Source organism: Corynebacterium sp. MSK047, assembly GCF_030232285.1.
Classification (GTDB): domain Bacteria; phylum Actinomycetota; class Actinomycetes; order Mycobacteriales; family Mycobacteriaceae; genus Corynebacterium; species Corynebacterium jeikeium_D.
Window position 1 is genome coordinate 99,572 of the sequence record NZ_JASPJI010000005.1, and the last position, 19,860, is coordinate 119,431.

The 19,860-nt window shown below is 59.2% G+C and carries 19 protein-coding genes; 13 read left to right on the forward strand and 6 right to left on the reverse strand.

Annotation, left to right across the window (positions count from 1 at the left end):
• Positions 1–2: 2 nt before the first annotated feature.
• The 4 genes from QP981_RS03145 to QP981_RS03160 all read left to right on the forward strand — a co-directional run bounded on the left by QP981_RS03145 (position 3) and on the right by QP981_RS03160 (position 4,392).
• Positions 3–2,234, forward strand: coding sequence for a S9 family peptidase (locus QP981_RS03145; RefSeq protein ID WP_502869549.1), 2,232 nt, complete (start codon positions 3–5; stop codon positions 2,232–2,234).
• A 4-nt stretch (positions 2,235–2,238) separates the two neighbouring features.
• On the forward strand, positions 2,239–2,910 hold the full coding sequence (bluB, locus tag QP981_RS03150; protein ID WP_284857379.1) for a 5,6-dimethylbenzimidazole synthase: 672 nt from the start codon (positions 2,239–2,241) through the stop codon (positions 2,908–2,910).
• A gap of 134 nt (positions 2,911–3,044) precedes the next feature.
• The gene (locus tag QP981_RS03155) at positions 3,045–3,854 is read left to right on the forward strand and encodes a polysaccharide deacetylase family protein (RefSeq protein WP_222865562.1); all 810 of its coding nucleotides are present in this window, start codon (positions 3,045–3,047) and stop codon (positions 3,852–3,854) included.
• Between the two features lie 46 nt (positions 3,855–3,900).
• Positions 3,901–4,392 (forward strand): glutathione peroxidase, encoded by a 492-nt coding sequence (locus QP981_RS03160; protein WP_284857377.1) that lies wholly within the window; start codon positions 3,901–3,903, stop codon positions 4,390–4,392.
• A gap of 6 nt (positions 4,393–4,398) precedes the next feature.
• Here QP981_RS03160 and QP981_RS03165 read toward each other — a convergent pair whose 3' ends face one another.
• A complete protein-coding gene (locus tag QP981_RS03165; RefSeq protein ID WP_224783816.1) occupies positions 4,399–5,337 on the reverse strand; it encodes a hypothetical protein in 939 nt (312 codons plus the stop codon).
• Positions 5,338–5,456: 119 nt separating this feature from the next.
• Between QP981_RS03165 and QP981_RS03170 the strand changes: the two genes are divergently transcribed.
• Positions 5,457–6,164: a hypothetical protein gene (locus tag QP981_RS03170; protein WP_049193818.1), complete on the forward strand. Its 708-nt coding sequence runs from the start codon at positions 5,457–5,459 to the stop codon at positions 6,162–6,164.
• Here QP981_RS03170 and QP981_RS03175 read toward each other — a convergent pair.
• Positions 6,161–7,168: an acyl-CoA thioesterase gene (locus tag QP981_RS03175; RefSeq protein WP_016421392.1), complete on the reverse strand. Its 1,008-nt coding sequence runs from the start codon at positions 7,166–7,168 to the stop codon at positions 6,161–6,163. The genes QP981_RS03170 and QP981_RS03175 overlap by 4 nt on opposite strands.
• 29 nt (positions 7,169–7,197) lie before the next feature.
• On the opposite strand from QP981_RS03175, the gene QP981_RS03180 reads away from it, so the two are divergent.
• From QP981_RS03180 to purM, 3 genes are all read left to right on the forward strand, one after another.
• A complete protein-coding gene (locus tag QP981_RS03180) occupies positions 7,198–7,638 on the forward strand; it encodes a sterol carrier family protein (protein WP_284857375.1) in 441 nt (146 codons plus the stop codon).
• Positions 7,639–7,689: 51 nt separating this feature from the next.
• The gene (gene purF, locus QP981_RS03185) at positions 7,690–9,258 is read left to right on the forward strand and encodes an amidophosphoribosyltransferase (RefSeq protein ID WP_049193817.1); all 1,569 of its coding nucleotides are present in this window, start codon (positions 7,690–7,692) and stop codon (positions 9,256–9,258) included.
• A 158-nt stretch (positions 9,259–9,416) separates the two neighbouring features.
• The gene (purM, locus tag QP981_RS03190; RefSeq protein WP_016421389.1) at positions 9,417–10,481 is read left to right on the forward strand and encodes a phosphoribosylformylglycinamidine cyclo-ligase; all 1,065 of its coding nucleotides are present in this window, start codon (positions 9,417–9,419) and stop codon (positions 10,479–10,481) included.
• Positions 10,482–10,858: 377 nt separating this feature from the next.
• Here the strand turns inward: purM and QP981_RS03195 are convergent, their stop codons facing one another.
• Together QP981_RS03195 and ygfZ are read right to left on the reverse strand one after the other, a co-directional pair.
• Positions 10,859–11,041, reverse strand: coding sequence for a DUF3073 domain-containing protein (locus tag QP981_RS03195; RefSeq protein WP_005511943.1), 183 nt, complete (start codon positions 11,039–11,041; stop codon positions 10,859–10,861).
• A gap of 260 nt (positions 11,042–11,301) precedes the next feature.
• Entirely contained in the window at positions 11,302–12,456 is a 1,155-nt protein-coding gene (ygfZ, locus tag QP981_RS03200; protein WP_016421388.1) for a CAF17-like 4Fe-4S cluster assembly/insertion protein YgfZ, read from the reverse strand.
• 80 nt (positions 12,457–12,536) lie between these two features.
• Here ygfZ and QP981_RS03205 point away from each other — a divergent pair, with 80 nt between their 5' ends.
• Positions 12,537–13,424, forward strand: coding sequence for an aminodeoxychorismate lyase (locus QP981_RS03205; RefSeq protein ID WP_069359331.1), 888 nt, complete (start codon positions 12,537–12,539; stop codon positions 13,422–13,424).
• A 77-nt stretch (positions 13,425–13,501) separates the two neighbouring features.
• On the opposite strand, the gene QP981_RS03210 is transcribed toward QP981_RS03205, so the two are convergent.
• Together QP981_RS03210 and QP981_RS03215 are read right to left on the reverse strand one after the other, a co-directional pair.
• The gene (locus QP981_RS03210) at positions 13,502–14,182 is read right to left on the reverse strand and encodes a heme-binding beta-barrel domain-containing protein (protein ID WP_016421386.1); all 681 of its coding nucleotides are present in this window, start codon (positions 14,180–14,182) and stop codon (positions 13,502–13,504) included.
• Between the two features lie 101 nt (positions 14,183–14,283).
• Entirely contained in the window at positions 14,284–15,141 is an 858-nt protein-coding gene (locus tag QP981_RS03215; protein WP_284857373.1) for an LmeA family phospholipid-binding protein, read from the reverse strand.
• Between the two features lie 81 nt (positions 15,142–15,222).
• On the opposite strand from QP981_RS03215, the gene mshD reads away from it, so the two are divergent.
• The 4 genes from mshD (at position 15,223) to pstA (ending at position 19,840) form a co-directional block, all read left to right on the forward strand.
• Positions 15,223–16,131, forward strand: coding sequence for a mycothiol synthase (gene mshD / locus QP981_RS03220; RefSeq protein WP_284857372.1), 909 nt, complete (start codon positions 15,223–15,225; stop codon positions 16,129–16,131).
• 360 nt (positions 16,132–16,491) lie between these two features.
• Positions 16,492–17,589 carry a phosphate ABC transporter substrate-binding protein PstS gene (gene pstS / locus QP981_RS03225; protein ID WP_016421383.1) on the forward strand — a complete coding sequence of 366 codons (1,098 nt, stop codon included), beginning with the start codon at positions 16,492–16,494 and terminating at the stop codon, positions 17,587–17,589.
• Positions 17,590–17,825: 236 nt separating this feature from the next.
• The gene (gene pstC / locus QP981_RS03230; RefSeq protein ID WP_016421382.1) at positions 17,826–18,869 is read left to right on the forward strand and encodes a phosphate ABC transporter permease subunit PstC; all 1,044 of its coding nucleotides are present in this window, start codon (positions 17,826–17,828) and stop codon (positions 18,867–18,869) included.
• Between the two features lie 77 nt (positions 18,870–18,946).
• On the forward strand, positions 18,947–19,840 hold the full coding sequence (pstA, locus tag QP981_RS03235) for a phosphate ABC transporter permease PstA (RefSeq protein WP_049173081.1): 894 nt from the start codon (positions 18,947–18,949) through the stop codon (positions 19,838–19,840).
• The last annotated feature ends 20 nt before the right edge of the window (positions 19,841–19,860 follow it).

Consider the following 19,860-nt stretch of genomic DNA (forward strand, 5'->3'; position numbering starts at 1 on the left):
AAGTGACCTTGGACTCGGCATCCGTCGGCAAGCCTGCAAAAGAGGATTTGCCCGCACCCCGTGCACAACGGAAGCCGGTGACTCGGTCCTTCCACGGAAGGGACTTCACCGATAACTTCGAGTGGCTCCGCGATAAGGAAAACTCCGAGGTTATCGACTACCTAGAGGCTGAAAATGCCTATACGGAGGCTTTTACCTCCGATCTTGACGGCACCGCGGACGCGATTTTTAAGGCGATCAAGTCGCGCGTGCAGGAGACCGATATGTCGGTCCCAACTCGCCTTAATGGCTGGTGGTACTACTCGCGCACGCAGGAGGGTAAGTCCTACGGGATGAGCTGTCGCGTGCGTGCGGAGGCCGGTGACGGTCTTGCCGCGTGGACGCCACCGACCATTGCGGACGACTCCCCGGCACCAGGAGAACAGGTCATCCTGGATGCCAACGAGCTGGCCGAAGGCCATGATTTCTTCGCCCTCGGCGCAGCGAGCGTCTCCGCGGACGGCAATCTGCTGGCCTATTCCACCGACGTCACAGGCGACGAACGCTACACGCTGCGCGTAAAGGATCTGCGCACGGGCGAACTGCTTGACGACGAAATTGCGGGCATCGCCGCAGGTGCTACCTGGGTCGGCTCCGAGTGGATCTTCTACCAGAAGGTCGACGAAGCCTGGCGGCCGGATTCCGTGTGGCGTCACCGCGTGGGCACCTCCACCGAGGACGATGTCTGTGTCTTCCATGAGCCCGATGAGGCCTACTGGGTTGGAGTCGGGACGGTACGCAGCGAAAAGTACCTGATTATTGAGAGCTCCTCGAAGATTACTTCCGAGGTTTGGTACCTGGACGCCAGTGACCCGACCGGTGAGTTCACCTGCGTGCGCCCGCGTGAGGCCGGTGTTGAATACGACATCGACCACGCCGTGATTAGCGGCCGGGATATGTGGCTGATTACACACAATATGACTGGTTCGAACTTCGCACTGGCCATGGTGCCGGCGGGGTCTTTCGACAGCATTTCGGATCTCACTGAGCTGGTTCCGCACCGCGATGACGTCCGCGTTGAGGGCGTCGACTGCTTCGCTGGGCACATCGCGTTTGGTTACCGTCGCGGCGGTATTGGGCGTGTGGCGCTGGCGGTATTGGATCAGGATGAGGATGGTGCTGGCTCCGCTGGTGATGCCCCTGATACAAGCCATGCTGCTGCACCAGTGCCAGCGTCCGCTGTGAACTTCGTCGAGCTCGACTTCGACGAAGAGCTCTACTCTGCAGGCACTACCGGCAATGCTGAATGGGACACCCCGGTGTTGCGCTACGCTTACGGCTCCTTCACCACGCCGTCGCAGCTTTGGCAGATTGATATTGCCTCGGGCAAGCGGGTGCTGCTCAAGGAGCAGAAGATTCGCGGGAAGTTTAATCGCGGTGATTACGTCGCCAAGCGTGAATGGGTGAGTGCAGCCGACGGTGCCCAGATTCCGGTATCGATTATCCACCGCGCGGACCTGGACCTGAGCAAGCCGAATCCGACGCTGCTCTACGGCTACGGTTCCTATGAAGCCTCGATGGATCCTGGCTTTTCCATCGCGCGACTGTCGCTGCTGGATCGTGGGATGATTTTTGTCATTGCACACGTCCGCGGTGGTGGCGAAATGGGCCGCGGCTGGTGGGAGAACGGTCGCGCAACCACGAAGAAGAACACATTCACTGACTTCGTCGCCGTCGCTGACTACCTGCTGGATTCTGGGTGGACCACACGCGAGCAGCTGGTAGCACTCGGCGGTTCGGCGGGCGGCATGCTGATGGGCGTGGTCGCGAACATTGCTGGCGATAGGTTCGCGGGCATTCAGGCCGTGGTCCCGTTTGTCGACTGCCTGACATCCATGCTGATGCCAGAGCTGCCGCTGACCGTGGTGGAGTGGGATGAGTGGGGCGATCCCTACCACGACCCGGAGGTCTACGACTACATGGCCTCCTACGCGCCGTACGAGAACATCTCGGCCGATGCGAAGTACCCGAAGATTCTCGCGATTACTAGTTTGAACGACACCCGCGTGCTCTACGTGGAGCCGGCAAAGTGGATCGCCAAGCTGCGCGAGGTTGTCGGAGGTCAGCCGGGGCAGTTCCTGCTCAAGACCGAGATGTCCGCAGGTCATGGTGGTGTTTCCGGTCGTTACGAACGCTGGCGTCAGACTGCCTTCGAGTACGCCTGGATTGTCCACACTGCTGGTGCGGTGGAGTAACGGCATGGATATGCGCACGCTGCTGGCAGCGCAGGGTTTTGACACCGATTCGCTTTCCGACGATCAGTTGGCCGTCTACCACACCCTTTTTCGGCGGCGGGATGTGCGCCGCGAATTCGCCGGAGAAGTGGTGGACAGGGAGCGATTGATGCGCGTGTTGGCGGCGGCCCACGCCGCCCCGTCGGTGGGGCTGTCCCAACCGTGGGACTTTCATATCATTCAGAGCCCGGACCGCCTGCAGCAGTTTGCCGACCACGTAGCCGGACGTCGCGCTGAATTCGCGGCCAAGCTCGAAGGCGAGCGGCGTGAGACCTTCAATCCGATTCAGATTGAAGGAATTGTGGACTCGGGAACGGGCATCGTCGTCACCTATGACCCGACCCGTGGCGGCAAGAACATTCTCGGCCGCGACACCGTCGATGACACCGGCCTCATGTCAGTCGCGCTGGCTATTCAGAATCTGTGGCTGGCCGCTACAGCAGAGGGGCTCGGCGTCGGCTGGGTCAGTTTCTACCATGAGGATTTCCTGGCCGACTTTGTCGGTGTCGAGGCGCCCGTGCGCCCGGTGGCCTGGCTGTGCATTGGTCCGGTAACGCATCTGGCAGCGGAGCGTGACTTGGAGAAGTTCGGTTGGCGCAGGGGACTGGCACTCGATGAGGTTGTGCATTGGGGATAAGCCGTGCCACAGACGCGCATTGATGTGCTGCGATGGCGCTTATCTGAACTCTTATTTGAAAGGCCTCTGAGTATTCTCCAAGCCTTGTCCTCTCTGTTACCAAAAATTTACATACACCTGTTTTTGTTGAATCCATGGCAGGCAGTGGGGTGCAAGAACAGATTCGGACGACCGACCAGGTCATTCGTCCAGCGGGCAAAGAGCTCGTAACTGTTGACGGTGGTGTGGTCGGTTCGCCGCTTTTGGTGTCGGTGTCGGGTTTGCGTGATGGCACATTGCTCGATGTCGCTCGTTTCGTGGCAGCGATGGAACAGCGCGGTATTACACCGTCTCTGCTGGTAGCTCCGCATGCGGGTAAAAACTGGTCGTTGCGGGAAGCTCCGGCGGTGCTGGATTGGCTCCGCCGTCGTAGCGATGACGGCATCGAGATTGTTCTCGCGGGGTTCGATCAGTCAGTTCGAGGCCGGGGCGCGGAATTTGCGTCGTTAAGCGAACATGAAGCGCGTTTGCGCCTGACCGCCGCAACGCGCCAGATGCGTGCGATGGGTTTTGAGACGGACGTCTTTGCACCGCCGAAGTGGACCATGTCGCCAGAGACCATGAACGTGCTGCCGGAGCTGGGCTTCCGTGTGGCAGCGGACCGAAATGGTGTCCGCGACCTGACCACTGGTGCTGTTGATCCAACTCGCGTGCTGGCTATCGGCGAGGGCTTCGGCGGCGCCGGTTGGTGGCGCCGTGCGGTGCGCTCCTCGGTGCAGCGCTCGCTGGAGAAGGGCCGCGCAGTGCGCATCTCCGTCAACGCTTCGAAACTGCGGGAGCACAAGCTGCGCCAGGATGTTGTCGGCATCATTGACCAGGCGGTCGATGGGGGTGCGCAGCCGGTCAACCACTCTTCGGTGCCGCTGGGCCGCGAGCTCTTTGAAGGCATGGAGCAGGTCGGCTAGTCGCTACCTCTGACGGCTATCGGGGGACTGCCCTAGTGTGGGGTTTATGAGCAATCTCTTCGACATCCCAGTGGCCACCATCGACGGCAACGAAGCAACGATGAATGACTGGGCAGGCCACGTTCTGCTTATCGTCAACACCGCCTCGGAGTGCGGTTTCACGGATCAGTACGACGATCTGCAAGGACTTTTTGACGAATTCGCACCCCGTGGCTTCTTCGTCCTCGGCTTCCCCTGCAATCAGTTCGGTGGGCAAGAGCCCGGCAACGCCGAGGAAATCAAGCAGTTCTGCCAGCGCGAATTCGGCGTTACCTTCCCGCTCTTCCAAAAGACGAAGGTCAACGGCGATGGCGCGCACCCACTGTACAAGCTGTTGAAGGAAACCCCGGACGCCGACGGCGAGGCTGGGGATGTGAAGTGGAACTTCGAAAAGTTCGTTGTCTCGCCCGAGGGTGAGGTCATCGGCCGTTTCCGCTCCAAGGTCTCGCCTGACGACGATGCTCTGCGCGACCTCATCGAGGAAAACTTGCCTATTTAAACTTGGCTATTTGGTGGCGTCCAGCGGTGCCTGCTCGAAGTAGCCCGTGGCACCGTAGCCCACGATGCCACCTCGGTTGCGCAGGGTCATGCTAGCTAGACCGACCTTGCCAAGCTCATCGCCACCGATGGTGACCCAGTCACCCTGAACCGCGACAACCATGTTGGCGTGCACCCCAAGGCCTGCGGGGTAGCGGTAGAAAATGATGTCACCCACCTGAGGAGAGAAGTCCTTGTCGGTGACGAAAGCATCATGTGCCTTGTAGGCATCCATGAGCTGTTCGACATCCGTAACCAGCCATGGGTTCTCGGCTGCGGCAGCCGAATCCTCGGGCGTATCAAAGACCGGAACACCCGCGGACGCGAGCAGGAATGACAAGAATGGCGCAGTCCAGGAACCGGAGCAGTCGACCGTGTTGCCGAATGCGTCAAGGTTTGGATTCAGCTTCGCGGTCTGGTTCGCAGCTGTGGGTGCAGAACCCGGCCTGGTGGCAGCAGCGGCGGCGACGGCATCTGCATCAGCAGTTGGGTCTGCGTCTGAATTCGGGTGCTCGCCGACCTTGGGGATAACGCTGCGGATGTCGTCATCAGTAGCGCCACACGCCAGGCCGAAGTAAACCTCAGGGGAGGGCTGCTCCTCGTACTGATAGCGCGCAACATCCTTCAGAGCCTGCTGATAGTAAGGGCGGTCTGCCTCGGTGCGGGGGAACGTGCCACCACGCCACGCCAGAACATTGATAGGACCGAAGAGCGTGAACCACCCGGCGAAGAGGAATACCGCCGTCAGTACCAGGATGGAAACAGGCGGGATAGCGGCGCGAACACGTTGCAGCATGCTCGGTGAGGATGCGTTCTCCTGGCCGTCGTCAAGCGATGGTGAGGAAGACTCAGACCGTGCTGCGTGAGGCTGCTGTGCGGGCACAGGCGCGGGTGAATCGGTGGTCATATCTTCTCAGGATAGTAGGCGGCGCTGCGCTCGTCCTTGGCGAGTGCGTCTGAGCCGTACGTAATGGCCTAGTCTGCGGCTCCTGCTGCAGAAGAGGGCGTGCAGTTAAACTGTGGTTCATGACTTCACCCGACATGCGTAACGAGGCCGAGCACGACCCTCGTGAGGATCTGCCGAGCTTCCTGCGTGAGCCGGACAAAATAGACAAGCTTCTCTATGCATCGCTGATGCTGGTTGCCGTGTACGGCTTTGCAATCATCCCGTTCCGTGCGGTTTTGCTGCTCAAGTACACGTTCTTGCACACATGGCTGACAGGATCGAATCTGTCGGTGCTGATTCTCGCGTCGGAAAACGAGGACCGGCCGCTCTTCCTCTTCGCTGTTGTAGTGATTGCGGCGCTTTCGACAATCAAGTTCATGCCGTTCTTCTACTGGATGGGCAAGAAGTGGGGCACGGAATTCATAACGATGAGTTTCGGCGGACACCCACCGCGATGGTTTAAGAAGATGGAGAACTTCATCTATGAACGCATCGGGCTGAGTGTGCTGGCATCGTTTGTGCCATTCTCGCCGATTCCGGCCACGATTGTCGTGGCCATCGGTGGTATTGCGAAGGTGCGCGGCTGGGTAGTAGGCGTGTACCTCTTCTTCTGTGCCGCAATGCTCAAGTGCTTCTACCTGTACTTGGGCCTGAAGTTTGGCCCAAGCATCCAGGGCTCCCTGCAGACGATTGACCGGTACGTCACCTACATCACCTTCGCGCTGATTGGCTGGATGTTCCTATCCATCTGGTGGAAAAACAGGAAGCCGGGTAGCCAGGCGGCTTAATCCTGTTCGCGCTCAATCAGCGGCAGTGGGCTGTACTTGTCACGCAACGCCTTCAGTGACAGATCGTGAGCGTGCAGGCGCTTGTCCTCATCCGTCGTCGGCTGGAAGTGCGGTACCGGCTGCGGGTTGAAATCGTCATCAATTGCGACATACGTCATGGTTGAATGCAGTGCCTTGCGCAGGCCGCCGACACCCTTGCGGGGCTCACAGCAGTAGACCTGCACCGACAGGTGCATCGAGGTCGTGCCTGTACGCAGGATGCGTGCGCGCACCTCAACCAGGTCGCCAATGTGGATCGGGCTGTAGAAGCGAATACCACCTGCGTAGACAGAAATGGTCTGGCGCCCTGCCCAGTTGGTGGTAACTGCCGTCGCAGCCTCGTCGATCCACTCCATAGCGGTGCCACCGTGGACGTTTCCGCCCCAGTTAACATCGGTCGGCTTTGCCAGGAAACGAGTGGTCAGCTCGGGTGCAGAAGAGTCCGCGGAGTAGGTCTGCGCGCGCATGCTGGCCTCGATGTCGCGGCGAAGCTCAAAACGGGAAAGAGCGGCCTTCTCAACGCGCTCTTCTTCCTCCGTTTGCGGCACCCACTTCGGCACCGGAGTCGACTTACCGTTTTCATCCATGGCCACGAAGATCACCAGGCAGTCAGCTGCGCGGGTGAACTTGCCCTCGCGCGGATCAGCCGAGAGCACTTCGTTGACGATGTGCATGGAACTGCGGCCGGTATGCGCAATCTTGGAGCGCACCTCAACAATGTGGCCGCTGGGAATCGGGCGAGTGAAGTGAATGTGACCGAAGTACGCAGTCACGCAGTAGCGTCCCGACCAGCCGGTCGCGCAGGCGTAAGCGGCCTTGTCAATCCACTGCAACACACGGCCGCCGTGGACAGAATTGGTTCCGGCCATAATGACATCGGTCGGCGATGCCATAAAACGGAGTACAAGAGATGGTGATGCCGGAGCATGCACCTGTTCAGCTTTTTCAGTTGACTGCGTATCCATATATGAAAGCATAACTCTAGGATGAGGTTATGGTATCCAAAATCTCGCCTTTCGACGTTCGCAGCGCTCTTTCCACCGCCGCACCCTGGGCGGCGCAACGGTTTCTCGGTCGCGAATTGCTATCTGACCAAGAGGCTGCCTCCTTCATCGGGCCGGATGGGGCGCAGGGGTCGTCGTTAAGCCGTGCGAGCCTTGCCAAAGCGGTACGTCTGTCCGTGCGGATGCTCGCCCAAGAGGCTCCGGGGCATAGCGTCGAGGTGCGCGTGCCGCCCTTCGTCGCGGTCCAGTGCATTGAGGGGCCCAGGCACACGCGCGGTACGCCGCCCAATGTCGTGGAGATGTCGCCGGAGATTTGGCTGGGACTCGCGTGCGGAATGATCACGTTAGAGCAGGTGCAGGCGCACATCGATATGTCGGGAACGCGCGCGGCAGAAATCGGGAATCATCTGCCGGTGGCGCGCATTTCTTAAAGCCCGTGGGGGGGATGCTGAATTGGTGCCTAGGCGGGTGGGGCTATTAGTGTGAATGTCGTGGCCGATACCAACATTTCAGGTGCACCAAAGACCAAACTTTTGCCAATTTCGCCTTACGACGATCTGGGAGAGACATCCCCGCGCGAAGAATGTGGCGTTTTTGGCGTTTGGGCACCTGGCGAAGACGTGTCCAAACTCACCTACTATGGCCTGTTTGCCCTGCAGCATCGCGGCCAGGAAGCCGCCGGTATCGCAGTCGGCGACGGCGACCAAATTCTCGTATTCAAGGACCTGGGCCTTGTTTCCCAGGTTTTTGATGAGCAGACGCTCGACGCTCTGAAGGGGCATGTAGCGGTGGGGCACACGCGCTACACCACGGCTGGCGCTCCTGCGTGGGAGAATGCACAGCCGATGTTCCAGATGGCCTCTGACGGCACGGACATCGCGCTGGGGCACAACGGCAACCTGACCAATCACCTCACGCTGTTCCATGAGGCGGTCGACAAGGGCCTGCTGCGTGAAGAGGGCGAGCTGCCCAGTGACTCCGCAATCATGACCACTTTGCTTGCCGACGAAACCGGCAAGATTGACCACCCCGAAGATTACGGCTGCAGCACCAATGTAGAAGCGGCCGCGATGGCACTGCTGCCGCGTTTGAAGGGTGCTTTCTGTCTTACTTTCACCGATGGCGAGACGCTGTACGCCGCGCGTGACCCATACGGTGTGCGCCCGCTGTGCCTGGGTCGCCTGTCCGGTGGCTGGGTAGTCGCATCCGAGACTTGCGCGCTGGATATCGTCGGTGCATCGTTCGTCCGCGAGATCGAGCCAGGCGAGATGGTGACCATTGATGCTTCCGGTGTGCGTTCGCAGCGTTTTGCCGAGACCACCCACGCTGGATGCATTTTTGAGTACGTCTACCTGGCCCGCCCGGACTCCAACATCCGTGGCCGCTCCGTCAACGCGGTGCGTCTTGAGCTGGGTCGCCAGTTGGCCCGCGAGTTCCCGGCTGACGGTGACCTGGTGATGCCAGTGCCGGAATCCGGTACCCCGGCCGCTGTTGGCTACGCCCAGGAATCGGGCATCCCGTTTGGACAGGGGCTGACCAAAAACGGCTACGTGGGGCGTACCTTCATTCAGCCTTCGCAGACGATTCGTCAGCTGGGCATCCGACTGAAGCTGAACCCGCTGAAGGAAGTTATCGCCGGTAAGCGCTTGGTCGTGGTCGATGACTCCATTGTCCGCGGCAACACCCAGCGCGCCCTGATTCGCATGCTGCGTGAGGCCGGTGCAAAGGAAGTGCACGTGCGCATCGCCGCACCGCCGGTGAAATGGCCGTGCTTCTACGGCATTGACTTCGCCTCCCCGGGGGAGCTGTTGGCCAACGGTGTCGATGAAAATGACATTGTCGCCGGTATCGCAACCGCGATTGGTGCCGACAGCCTGGGATTTGTCTCCATCGATGGCATGGTCGCCGCTTCCGAGCAGGCAAAGACCGAAGTCTGTTGTGCGTGCTTCGATGGCAAGTACCCGCTGGGTCTGCCGGAGGGCAATCCGAATGCGGCAGCTGTGGAGAGGATGCAGGCAGCCCAGGCTGCCAAAGCCGCAACGAGCAATTAGCCTCGAAACCTCCTTAGAATGAACTACGAGAACTGAACCGAGAACGAAGCGCAAGCGGTGCTGTGGATTGCAGCCGTTGCTTTGTTCCCGGTCCGCCAATACTCCCGGATACGGCAGTAACACCGCCCGGGGGAGAAAGTTTAAAGCGAGAGCCTCTAATGACCGAGAACGTTTCTGGTGCTTCCTACGCTGCAGCCGGTGTCGACATCGAAGCCGGCGACCGCGCCGTTGAACTATTCGCCCCGATTGCCAAGAAGGCCACTCGCCCAGAGGTCCGTGGTGGGCTCGGCGGTTTTGCCGGCCTGTTTGCACTGGGCAACTACGAAAAGCCGCTGCTGGCCGCATCCTCCGATGGTGTGGGGACCAAGTTGGCCGTGGCGCAGGCCGTCGGCAAGCACGACACCATTGGCCTGGACCTGGTCGCCATGGTTGTCGATGACCTGGTCGTGTGCGGTGCCGAGCCGCTGTTCCTGCAGGACTACATTGCAATTGGCAAGGTCGTGCCGGAGCACGTCGCCGAGATTGTTTCCGGCATCGCCGAGGGTTGCGTCCAGGCGGGTTGCGCACTCCTGGGTGGCGAGACTGCAGAGCACCCGGGTGTGATGGAACCGGGCGAGTACGATGTCTCCGCTACCGGCGTCGGTGTCGTGGAAGAGGACAAGCTTCTCGGCCCGGACCGCGTGCGTGAGGGCGATGTCATTATCGCCATGGAGTCCTCTGGACTTCACTCCAATGGCTACTCGCTGGCTCGCTACGTTCTCCTGGAGAAGGCCGGTCTGGAGCTCGACGGTTACGTCGAGGACTTCGGCCGCACCCTCGGGGAGGAGCTGCTGGAGCCAACCAAGATTTATGCGAAGGACTGCCTGGCTCTGATGAACGAGGCCGAGGTCCGCACTTTCTGCCACGTCACCGGTGGTGGATTGGCTGGCAACATGGTTCGCATCATGCCGGAAGGCCTGACCGCCGACATGAGCCGCGCAACATGGACCCCGGGTCCGATTTTCAAGACCATTGCTGAGCTCGGCAACGTCTCCCGCGAGGAGATGGAGAAGACCTTCAACATGGGTGTTGGCATGGTTGCGATTGTTTCCGCAGAGGACCGCGATCGTGCCCTGGCTCTGCTGACTGCCCGCCACATCAACGCTTGGGAGCTGGGTACTGTCCGCAAGAGCGAGGCGGGCGAGGACGGGGCTGTTTTGCGCGGCAGCCACCCGCGCTTCTAAGCGTCGGCCGGCCGTCGGTTTACTGCGACGGGCGGCCGGGGACTGGGCCGGCTGGTCTGCCGTGGAGGGCGGCCTACTGATGCGACGGGGCGGTCTAGATTCTGGGTTGCACAACGAGGATCCCCCCCAAAAAAAAGCCACGGGCTGCAAATGTGAAACTGTATGAGTTTATGACACTTTCGAGCCGTTTTTCGGGCGATTTTTGTCATAAACGCAGTCAGTAACTCGGATTGATTCGCCGCGGCCGAACATAATCGGCGGAACATAAACGCAGTCGACGAAGCAAAAGCAAGCACCCACCAACGGAATCGTTGGTGGGTGCTTGGTTTATTGAAATAGAAACGCTTTGCGGAAAATACGACAGCGGTTAGCTTGCGCTAGCTGTCGCGACCAGCGCCTGAGGCCCATTCCTCCCAGTCAGAGTAATAGTCGTCTCGATCGGACTCGTTCGACTTGCCGACGAGTTCCCGCTGCAGACGTTCCAAATCCATCTCTGGTGAATCGTACTTGAGCTGACGGGCAACCTTCGCCTGCTTTGCTTTCGCACGGCCGCGACCCATGGCCTGACCCCCTTGTGTAATCCGTGGGGCGGCACGGGGATACGGCCGACCCACTTATGTCTTATTGCGTTAATTCCTGTAAGACACCATAGCCGATTTTTAGACGAAGGGGTTACGCGGGGAGGCCCATAGTGGGTCGTGTCCTCGCGCTCAGGCAACTCAATATGTGCTGTGGCCTGGGGAAATGTCCTTTCTGAAAAAGAATGGAAAAAGTTATTTTTTCACCACTCTGTCTGGTGGCTTTACCTATTTCCTGTTACCTATTTCCCACGCAGGCGGTTGATGGCCACACGGCCCGGCGGCAGCTGCTCAACGCGGTCGATGGAGGAAGGGTCGACGGCCACGGCGCAGTCACCCACCACAAGGCCCTCGCGCTCCTGAGCTGAGCGTTTAAGCAGAGCCAAAGCAATCGGGCCGTAATCGGCATGTTGCACGACGGTGCCCACGCGGCCCACGGCGCGCTTGCCCATCATCACGGGATCGCCGGTTTCCGGCAGGGTGGCCGAGCCGTCGAGCTGCAGCATCACCAATACTCGTGGGGAGCGACCAACATTGTGGACACGTGATACCGTCTCTTGGCCGCGATAGCAGCCCTTGTCCAAGTGCACGGCAGCCGTGTCGAATTCAGAGGCAATCCAGCGCGGAGCCTCATGCGGAATCATCTTTTCGTCTACGTCGATTCCCAGCTCTGGCCGCAAGGAGACTACACGTTCGGCCTCCCAGCCCATCAGGCCAACTGGGGAGGCGCCAGCAGCCACCAGCGCGTCCCAAGCACCGACTAAATCCTGTCGGCGTACGAGCACATCCACACGCCCGCCGCGTGGCCACGGCAGGTGCCGGACGTAGGAATGTCCCACAGTCGTAGCCTTGCCCACCTGCGGGAATGCGAGGCCAGCGGCTACCAGTACCTCAGGGGCATTCGGCCCCATGACGGAAATAATCGCCCGTTCTACCTCAGCAATTTCCACCTTGGACCAGAACACCATCATGTTCAGGTACTTCAACAGGGAGTCGAAGCCGGCAGGGGGCACGTCGATAAGCACGGAATCGTCCAAAACAGTCAACGTCATGTGATGGAGAACGTGACCGTTTGCATCCAGGTTCAGTGCTTCAGTGACAGTGCCGGGAGCGGCTTCGTCGACCTTCTGCGAAAAAAGTGTGTTGAGGTAAGTCAGGCGATCCTCGCCAGTGACTTCAATAACGCGGTAGTACGAGCGATCTACTACGCCGCAGTCCTCCTGCAGATGACGTTGCTCTACCAGCGGACGGCCGTAGTGCCATGCCACGCTAGCTTGCCCTGCGGTTTGCTCAACGTTTTTCGCTGAGTTTCCGTCTGGGGCGTTCTCTGAGGCCTTCTCCAAACCTTCCATCTGTCCGCCCAGTTCGAGGGCAGCGGCGCCAGCCACGTGAGACATCAAAGGACTTACATACTCAACACTCACTCCCTCATGTTAACCAGAAATCCTCAAATTAAGCATGGATTAAGCTTGTGTGTATGACGGATTCGCTTTCTTCTCTAGTGCTTATCGACGTCTTCGCAGACGGCGGCCCGGTTGCTGTCGAGGCAGGACAGCCGTTCCTCTACGCGGATGATCTCGGAGCTATTCGCGGCGACGGAGTTTTTGAAACACTCCTGGTCAGGGGTGGTCATACCTGTAATACCGACCGGCACGAGAAGCGATTCGCATCGTCAGCGCTAATGCTGGATTTGCCAACCCCAGATCTGCAGCAGTGGCGGGCGGCTACCGAGGTCGCACTACAGGAGTTGCGCGATAGGTCAATTGAGGGGGATGCGACGTTGCGGTGGGTGTACTCGCGTGGTCGTGAGTCCACCGGAGAGCCGACTGGCTACGTTTTGGCTAGCTCCGCGGAAAAGGTGGCGGAAAACCGTCTGAAGCCGGTATCGGTCATGCTTGCAGAGCGCGGTTTCTCGCTCGACCTTGGCTCCCGTGCACCGTGGGCGCTCATCGGCGCGAAAACGTTGTCATACGCAGCTAATATGGCCGCTTTGCGCTATGCCAAGTCCAAGGGTTTTGACGATGTCATCTTCACGTCCGCAGAGGGCAAGCTCTTGGAAGGCCCAACATCGACCATCATCGTTCAGCGCGGCAATGAACTGCTGACTCCCAACCCCGGTGAAGGAGTGCTGCCGGGCACAACTCAGGCAGCGCTGTTTGAAACAGCCGCCAACTGCGGCTGGAAAGTCACCCCGACGGTCCTGGTGCCCGGGGACCTATTCACCGCCGATGCGGTATGGCTGGTGTCTTCGGTGCGTATCGCGGTCGTGGTTAAGTCCATCGATGGTGAGCCCATCCGGCAGCCGGATGCAATCGCGGAAAAGGAATTCCGCGACCTGTGTGACAAGGCGCTGGCGACGCAGTAGGGCCCCAAATAGTAGGGCTTGATGCAGTTGGGCGACGCAGTAGGGCCCCACAACGCCCGTCGTAAAGCGGGGAGAACCTAGCCCGCGTAGCGCTTGAGCTGCGCGGACATGCGGGGAGCGAATTCCTCATCCCGCAGGCGCTCGTCTACCCACCCGAGATCATTGTTCGGCATCAGACCGTAGAGGCGCTTGCCCGGGCCAAGGGATGCAGGACCGGTAGCAGTGACCATTGTGGAGGCTGCCTGCAGTTCCCATGCACGCTCGGAAACCGGCTTGCCGTAGTAGATCTCAGTGACGCCGGTGGAGTGGACGCAGATGAACTCAATCTCGTCCTCGTTGTTAATGCGCCAAAATCCTGTTTCGCGCTGGTCAGGGCCGGTCGGCTTGCCTTCTTCATCCAGCTTCCAGATACGCGACTCATACTTCAGGTAGTTCTCGCCATCGTGGCTGAAAATGAGCTGCTGGCCGAAGTTGTACTCACCGTCGACGACAGTGTTCGCTTGTCCCTCACCGCGCCACACGCCGACCAGCGGCAGTAGTGCCAGCAAGCCGTCGTGAATATTCGGGCCGAAGCGCAGATTCGCGGTCTCGTCGGGGATCGGGAGCCCCTCAAGCTCAGTGATGTTGCGCGTAGCGGTGCTCTTGGCCTGTTCGGCCGCGCGGTTGATGGCCTCGTTGCCGTCGAGGCGAGGGGCTTCCGCAGCTGCAGGCTCCTGTGCAGCGGCGTCTGTCTGGTTGCTGCCATTCTTCTCGGTCATGCTTCACACTCTACCGCTGAAGCTCTTGTGGCCATGTATGGGCTGTTGTCGCATGGTGCTAACGCTGCACCGACGCTTAACGGCGATGCTTGACGACGGCCTTAGCGACGCACCCGACAGTTCTTCTCCGGCAGCTTCTCCGTGGATTGAGCTGACGCCTCGGCATCCTGCTGGGATGTCGGCGGCATGAAGTTTGTTGGCGACACGGTGCACAGAATCTGTTCGCCTTCGATGGTGATAGAACCGCCCGACACGTACACGCGAGTCGCCGGCATGCCCATCGGTATATCTGAATCCCGCAGTGTCAGAGCGAAGGTGTCCATAATGTGCTGCGTATCAGCCTCAGACAGCTCAGGTTTGACGTGGTTCTTAGAATCCGTTGGGGACGAGGGCGCAGAAATAATCTCCATCGGCGTAATGACCACGTCGCGGCTGACAATGCGCAACTTCGCCGTAACCTGGGTTTTTCCCTGCCATCCGGCTGGCGTGGCCTCGAAGATAGCCTCGGTCTCCCAGCCGCCGGTGGGGGAGGAGTCCTTCAGGCTCTGGATGCTCAAATCGGTCAGTCCCAGCTTGTTTCCCAGAGAGACTCCGTCGAGCGAGAGCTTAGTGAAGTACTGCTTCGTCGGCGATTCTGGGAAATTACCGCTGAGCACTGCCGATGCCGGGATCTTTACGTTGGAAGCTCCGTACTCCAGAGATACCAAGCCGAAGTCGGGCACCTCGACATCGCGGATGCGCGAGGCTACGGAGCTCCACTTACCCGTAACAAAGGAAGACAAGTAGGCCTTGCCACCAATGGCGACGTATGGGGTCATCTCCAGCTGAGCAGTCTCCTGAATATGCTCGGAGAGCTTGTACTCCGCATGGCTGGCGAAGCCCATGTCGGTGGCAATCACCAGCGCGGCAACGGCGAGGATAGAGCCACCGATCTTCTTCTGTCGTCGGGAAATGGACACACTCTATTAGTACCCCATCGCTTTTGGCTCAGACGACATCGGGGAAGTGTTAAATTCGCTGCTGTGTATAGGGTGGGGCGTATGAACGTAACCGAACTGCTTGACGTAGACACCACCGCCGCCGATACGCTACTGCAGCACGCCCACTCCGCCGACGGCGTGGAGGCGTTCGGCGAGGCTTTCGTCCGAGGGCTTGACGACGAATCTTTCGGGCATCGACACTTTGCGATTATTGAGAACGACCGTTACTTGGGCCTGGCCGCCGTTGCGCCGGATGCTGTGGAGATGGTTGTTGACCCGGAGTTTCGTAAGCAAGGAGTGGGGGCGAAGCTGCTTGCGCACATCGATGCTGAGGTCGGCGAGCGCCTGCCTGTCTGGGCTCACGGTGATGTCGCCGGTGCCAGTCGTTTGGCAGAGTTGACGGGACGCAAGGTCATCCGCGAGCTGTTGCAGATGTCCATTTCGAGCTCAGCGTTGGAGAAGGCTGCGGGGGCCGTCGATAAGCGCGATGATGTTGAAGCGCTAACCCTGACTGCGGCACGCGCGAAGTGGGGTGAGGCGGCCGTGGATCGGGCGTGGTTGGCTGTGAATAATGAGGCGTTTGACTGGCATCCGGAGCAGGGAGGTTGGTCGCAGCCACAACTCGATCGCGCTCGGAACGTGCAGTGGTTCGACCCGGAGGGCGTGTTCTTTGCTGCGGATGTGGCCGGGGCGCGCGACAGTGCGGAGGAGATTTGCGGTTTCCACTGGACGAAGTGGCACGCCGAGGAGTCTGTGCCAACTGGTGAGGTGTATGTGATTGGGCTGAGCTCGAAGGCACGCGGACGTGGTCTGGGGCGATGGCTGACCAACGTTGGGCTTTCCCATCTCCGGAGCCGGGGAGCGGAAAAGGTAATTCTCTATGTCGAAGGCGACAATGCTCCGGCAGTGCGCACTTACCGTGCGGTTGGCTTTGAAGTGGCTCGCCGTGATGTGATGTACGGCGCGTAAATGTGACGGTTCGGTTTATTGGAGGCGAGTTGTTGGGGAAGGGCTGAGTTATTGGAGAGGTTATTGGAGAGGGCGAGCTTAGGTTTGTCTCAGTTTTAGGTGGTTTTCCTCTGTCGCGGGGGCAATGATACTTGTGATTTTGGGGAGATGTTGTCCAATCCTCAGTGTTTCAGGGGCGCATTTTAGGGCCTCTTACAGGGGAAATGAGGATAAATAAAGAATTACTTGCGCCGTTCACCGATTGTTAATGTTTTGAACAGGTTCCGGTTACTATCGGTAGATAGGTTCAGCGCAGTGGACCGGAGTGTGGCGGTTCCACGAGAACTGTTTCACTCATTGTGTAAACCCGGAGGATTTACTGTGCTGAAGAAGAACCGTGCGGCATCTGTCATTGGTCTGGCCGCTGTTGCAAGCCTTACCCTGGCTGCTTGCTCTGAAGAGGGCGGCGAAGGCGCTTCTAACGTTGAGGGTCTGGCTGACGTCACCGGTGAGCTGCAGGGCGAGGGCGCTACCTCGCAGCAGCGCGCCATGGATCTGTTTGCCACCAAGTTTGAAGAGACCGGCTCGACCCTGTCGTACAACGCATCTGGCTCTGGTTCCGGTCAGACTCAGTTCATTGCCGGCACCGTTGCTTTCGCTGGCTCTGACTCCCCGCTGAAGGAGAAGGACGGCAAGGACCAGGTCGCAGAGGCTAAGAAGCGCTGCGACGGCAATGAAGCATGGCACCTGCCGATGGTTATCGGTCCGGTTGCCGTTGCCTACAACCTCGAGGGTGTTGACGTCGCTCTGACCCCGGCTCTGGTTGCTGAAATCTTCGACGGCAAGATCACCAAGTGGAACGACCCGAAGATCGCTGAGGTCAACGAAGGTGTCGATCTTCCGGAGAAGGACATCAAGGTTGTCTACCGCTCTGAGGAGTCCGGTACTACTGATAACTTCATGAAGTTCCTGAGCGCAGCTGCTCCGGAGCAGTGGCAGCACGAGGCTTCCAAGTCCTTCCCGACTGCTACTGGCCAGGGTGCTAACGGCTCGGCTGGTGTTGTCAACGAGGTCGCCAACATCGACGGTGCTATCACCTACGTCGAGGCTGGCTTCGCTGAGGACAAGGACCTGGGCATCGCCAAGATGGACTTCGGTCATGGTCCGGTTGAGCTGAACAACGACACCGTCGGTAAGGCTCTGGATTCCGTCACGTTCAAGACTGAGGGTCACAACATGGTTGTTGACACCGACGCTCTGTTCGCAATGGATGAGGAAGGCGCTTACCCGCTGGTTCTGACCACTTACGAAATCGTCTGCTCCGCTGGTTACGACGAGCAGACTCGTGACCTGGTTAAGAACTTCCTGAAGGTTGTTCTGGAAGAGGGCCAGGGCCCAGAGCTCGAAGAGCTGGGTTACATCCCGGTTCAAGGTGAGTTCAAGGACAAGCTGTCCGCAGCGGTTGACGCTATCAAGTAATTCTTTGCGCGCAACGCGGGTGAAAGCAGAGTTGGCTCTGTCGTTACCCGGTTGGCGCGAGGATCACTTCAGCCGGCCACGCAGATCTGAGCTGTAGGCCGAAAACCTGACGTAGACCGGTTGGCTTTATATATCGACACCTCAGTTGATTGGGTACCGCTCGTAGAGGGGTACTGAGGCCAATCGGTCTTCATGTGCGTTGAAGCACAAATCACTTCTACTTAGGAAATGAGATCATGAGTTCCTCGACTCCCATTGAAGGGAAGCAGGAGGCTGTAGACAGCAGTCTGTTGCAGTCCTCAGCACCGCAGGTGGATTCCTCCGGCGACGAGAGCTCGGAAGAGCAAGCCATTCAGTCCGGCGTTGTTCGTCCTGGTGACCGAATCTTCAAGATTCTGGCGGTAGGATCTTCCGCATTGGTGACTGCTGCCATCATCGCAATTGCAGTGTTCCTGCTCCTGCGCGCAGTTCCGGCAATGTCCCGTAACGAAGCGAACTTCTTCACCTATACCGAACGATGGAACCTGGCGGATACCTCCGCCATGTACTTCGGTATTCCGAACATGTTTCTGGTGACCGTCGCGGTTTCCATCCTGGCGCTGATTCTGGCTATGCCGGTTGCGCTGGGTATTGCTATCTTCCTGACTGCCTATGCTCCAAAGAAGATGGTCAAGCCGCTGGGTTACCTCGTGGATTTGCTGGCCGCAGTGCCGTCGATTGTTTACGGTCTGTGGGGCTTTATGGCTCTCGGTCCGGCCTTGGCTGGTCTGTACGGGTGGTTGGCTAAGACACTGGGCTTTATCCCGATGTTTGCCCTGTACCCAAACTCGCCGGCATTCGAGACCGGTCGAAACCTCTTCACCGGTGGCATTGTGCTGGCAATTATGATTCTGCCGGTTATCGCGGCTACCACCCGTGAGGTCTTTGTTCAGACCCCGCGTGGTCACATTGAGGCATCGCTGGCTCTCGGTGCGACCCGTTGGGAGATGGTCAAGCTGGCTATTCTGCCATTCGGTCGTTCTGGCTTTATCTCCGGCTCGATGCTGGGTCTGGGACGTGCTCTCGGTGAGACGATGGCTCTCTACCTCGTGATCTCCCCGTCCTCGGCATTCCGTGGCTCGCTTTTCGATGGTGGTACCACCTTCGCAACCGCAATTGCTAATGCGGCACCAGAGTTCAATGACAACCTCAAGGCCGGCGCATACATGTCCGCAGGTTTGGTGCTGTTCTTGCTGACCTTCGTGGTCAACTCCGCAGCCCGAATGATTGCGAAGAAGTAGCAAGGTCGTAGGAAAAGAAACGAGAAGTAACAATGACTAGTTCAACTACTGATTCTTCGCCTCACGGCCCTGCAGACATGGTCCCCACCACGGAGTCGGCATTCACCCAGATTAAGGGTTCCCGCAAGGTGGCAGACAACGTCTCCACGGTCCTCATTTACTGCTGCATGGCTCTTGCCCTGATCCCGCTGGTGTGGGTTCTCTTCGAGCTTGTCGTCCGAGGCACCCCGTCACTGCTGAGTGGTGAGTGGTGGACTGCTTCCCAGCGTGGTGTCACTGTTGGTGCGTCTGCCGGTGGTGTTGCTCACGCAATCGTCGGTACCTTGGTTCAGGCTCTGGTCACGACTCTCATGACCGTGCCGTTCGGTATCTTCGTTGCCATCTACTTGGTCGAGTATGCAGGTAACTCCCGTCTGGGCAAGGTCACCACCTTCATGGTCGACATCCTCTCCGGTGTGCCGTCGATCGTCGCGTCGCTGTTCATCTACTCGATGTGGGTGGTCATGTTCGGCATGAGCCGTTCCGGTTTCGCTGTCTCGCTGGCGCTGGTTCTGCTGATGCTGCCGATCGTTGTGCGCAACACCGAGGAAATGCTGCGCATCGTTCCGCACGAGTTGCGTGAAGCCTCTTACGCTCTGGGTGTTCCGAAGTGGAAGACCATTTTGAAGATTGTGCTCCCGACCGCACTGTCGGGCATCGTCACCGGCGTCATGCTGGCCGTCGCACGCGTCATGGGTGAGTCCGCACCGATGCTGATCCTGGTTGCAACCTCGCGAATCATCACCTATAACCCGTTCGGCCAGTCGCAGTCCTCGCTGCCGCTGTTCATGCTGGACATGTACAAGGCCGGTAATACCGGTGCGGCATTCGACAAGATGTGGGGCGCAGCGCTCACGCTGGTTCTCATCATTGCCCTCATCAATATCCTGGCGCGCTTCGTATCCGCCAAGTTCTCCGTCAAGAGCAGTTAATGCTGGGCGCCTAACGTCCG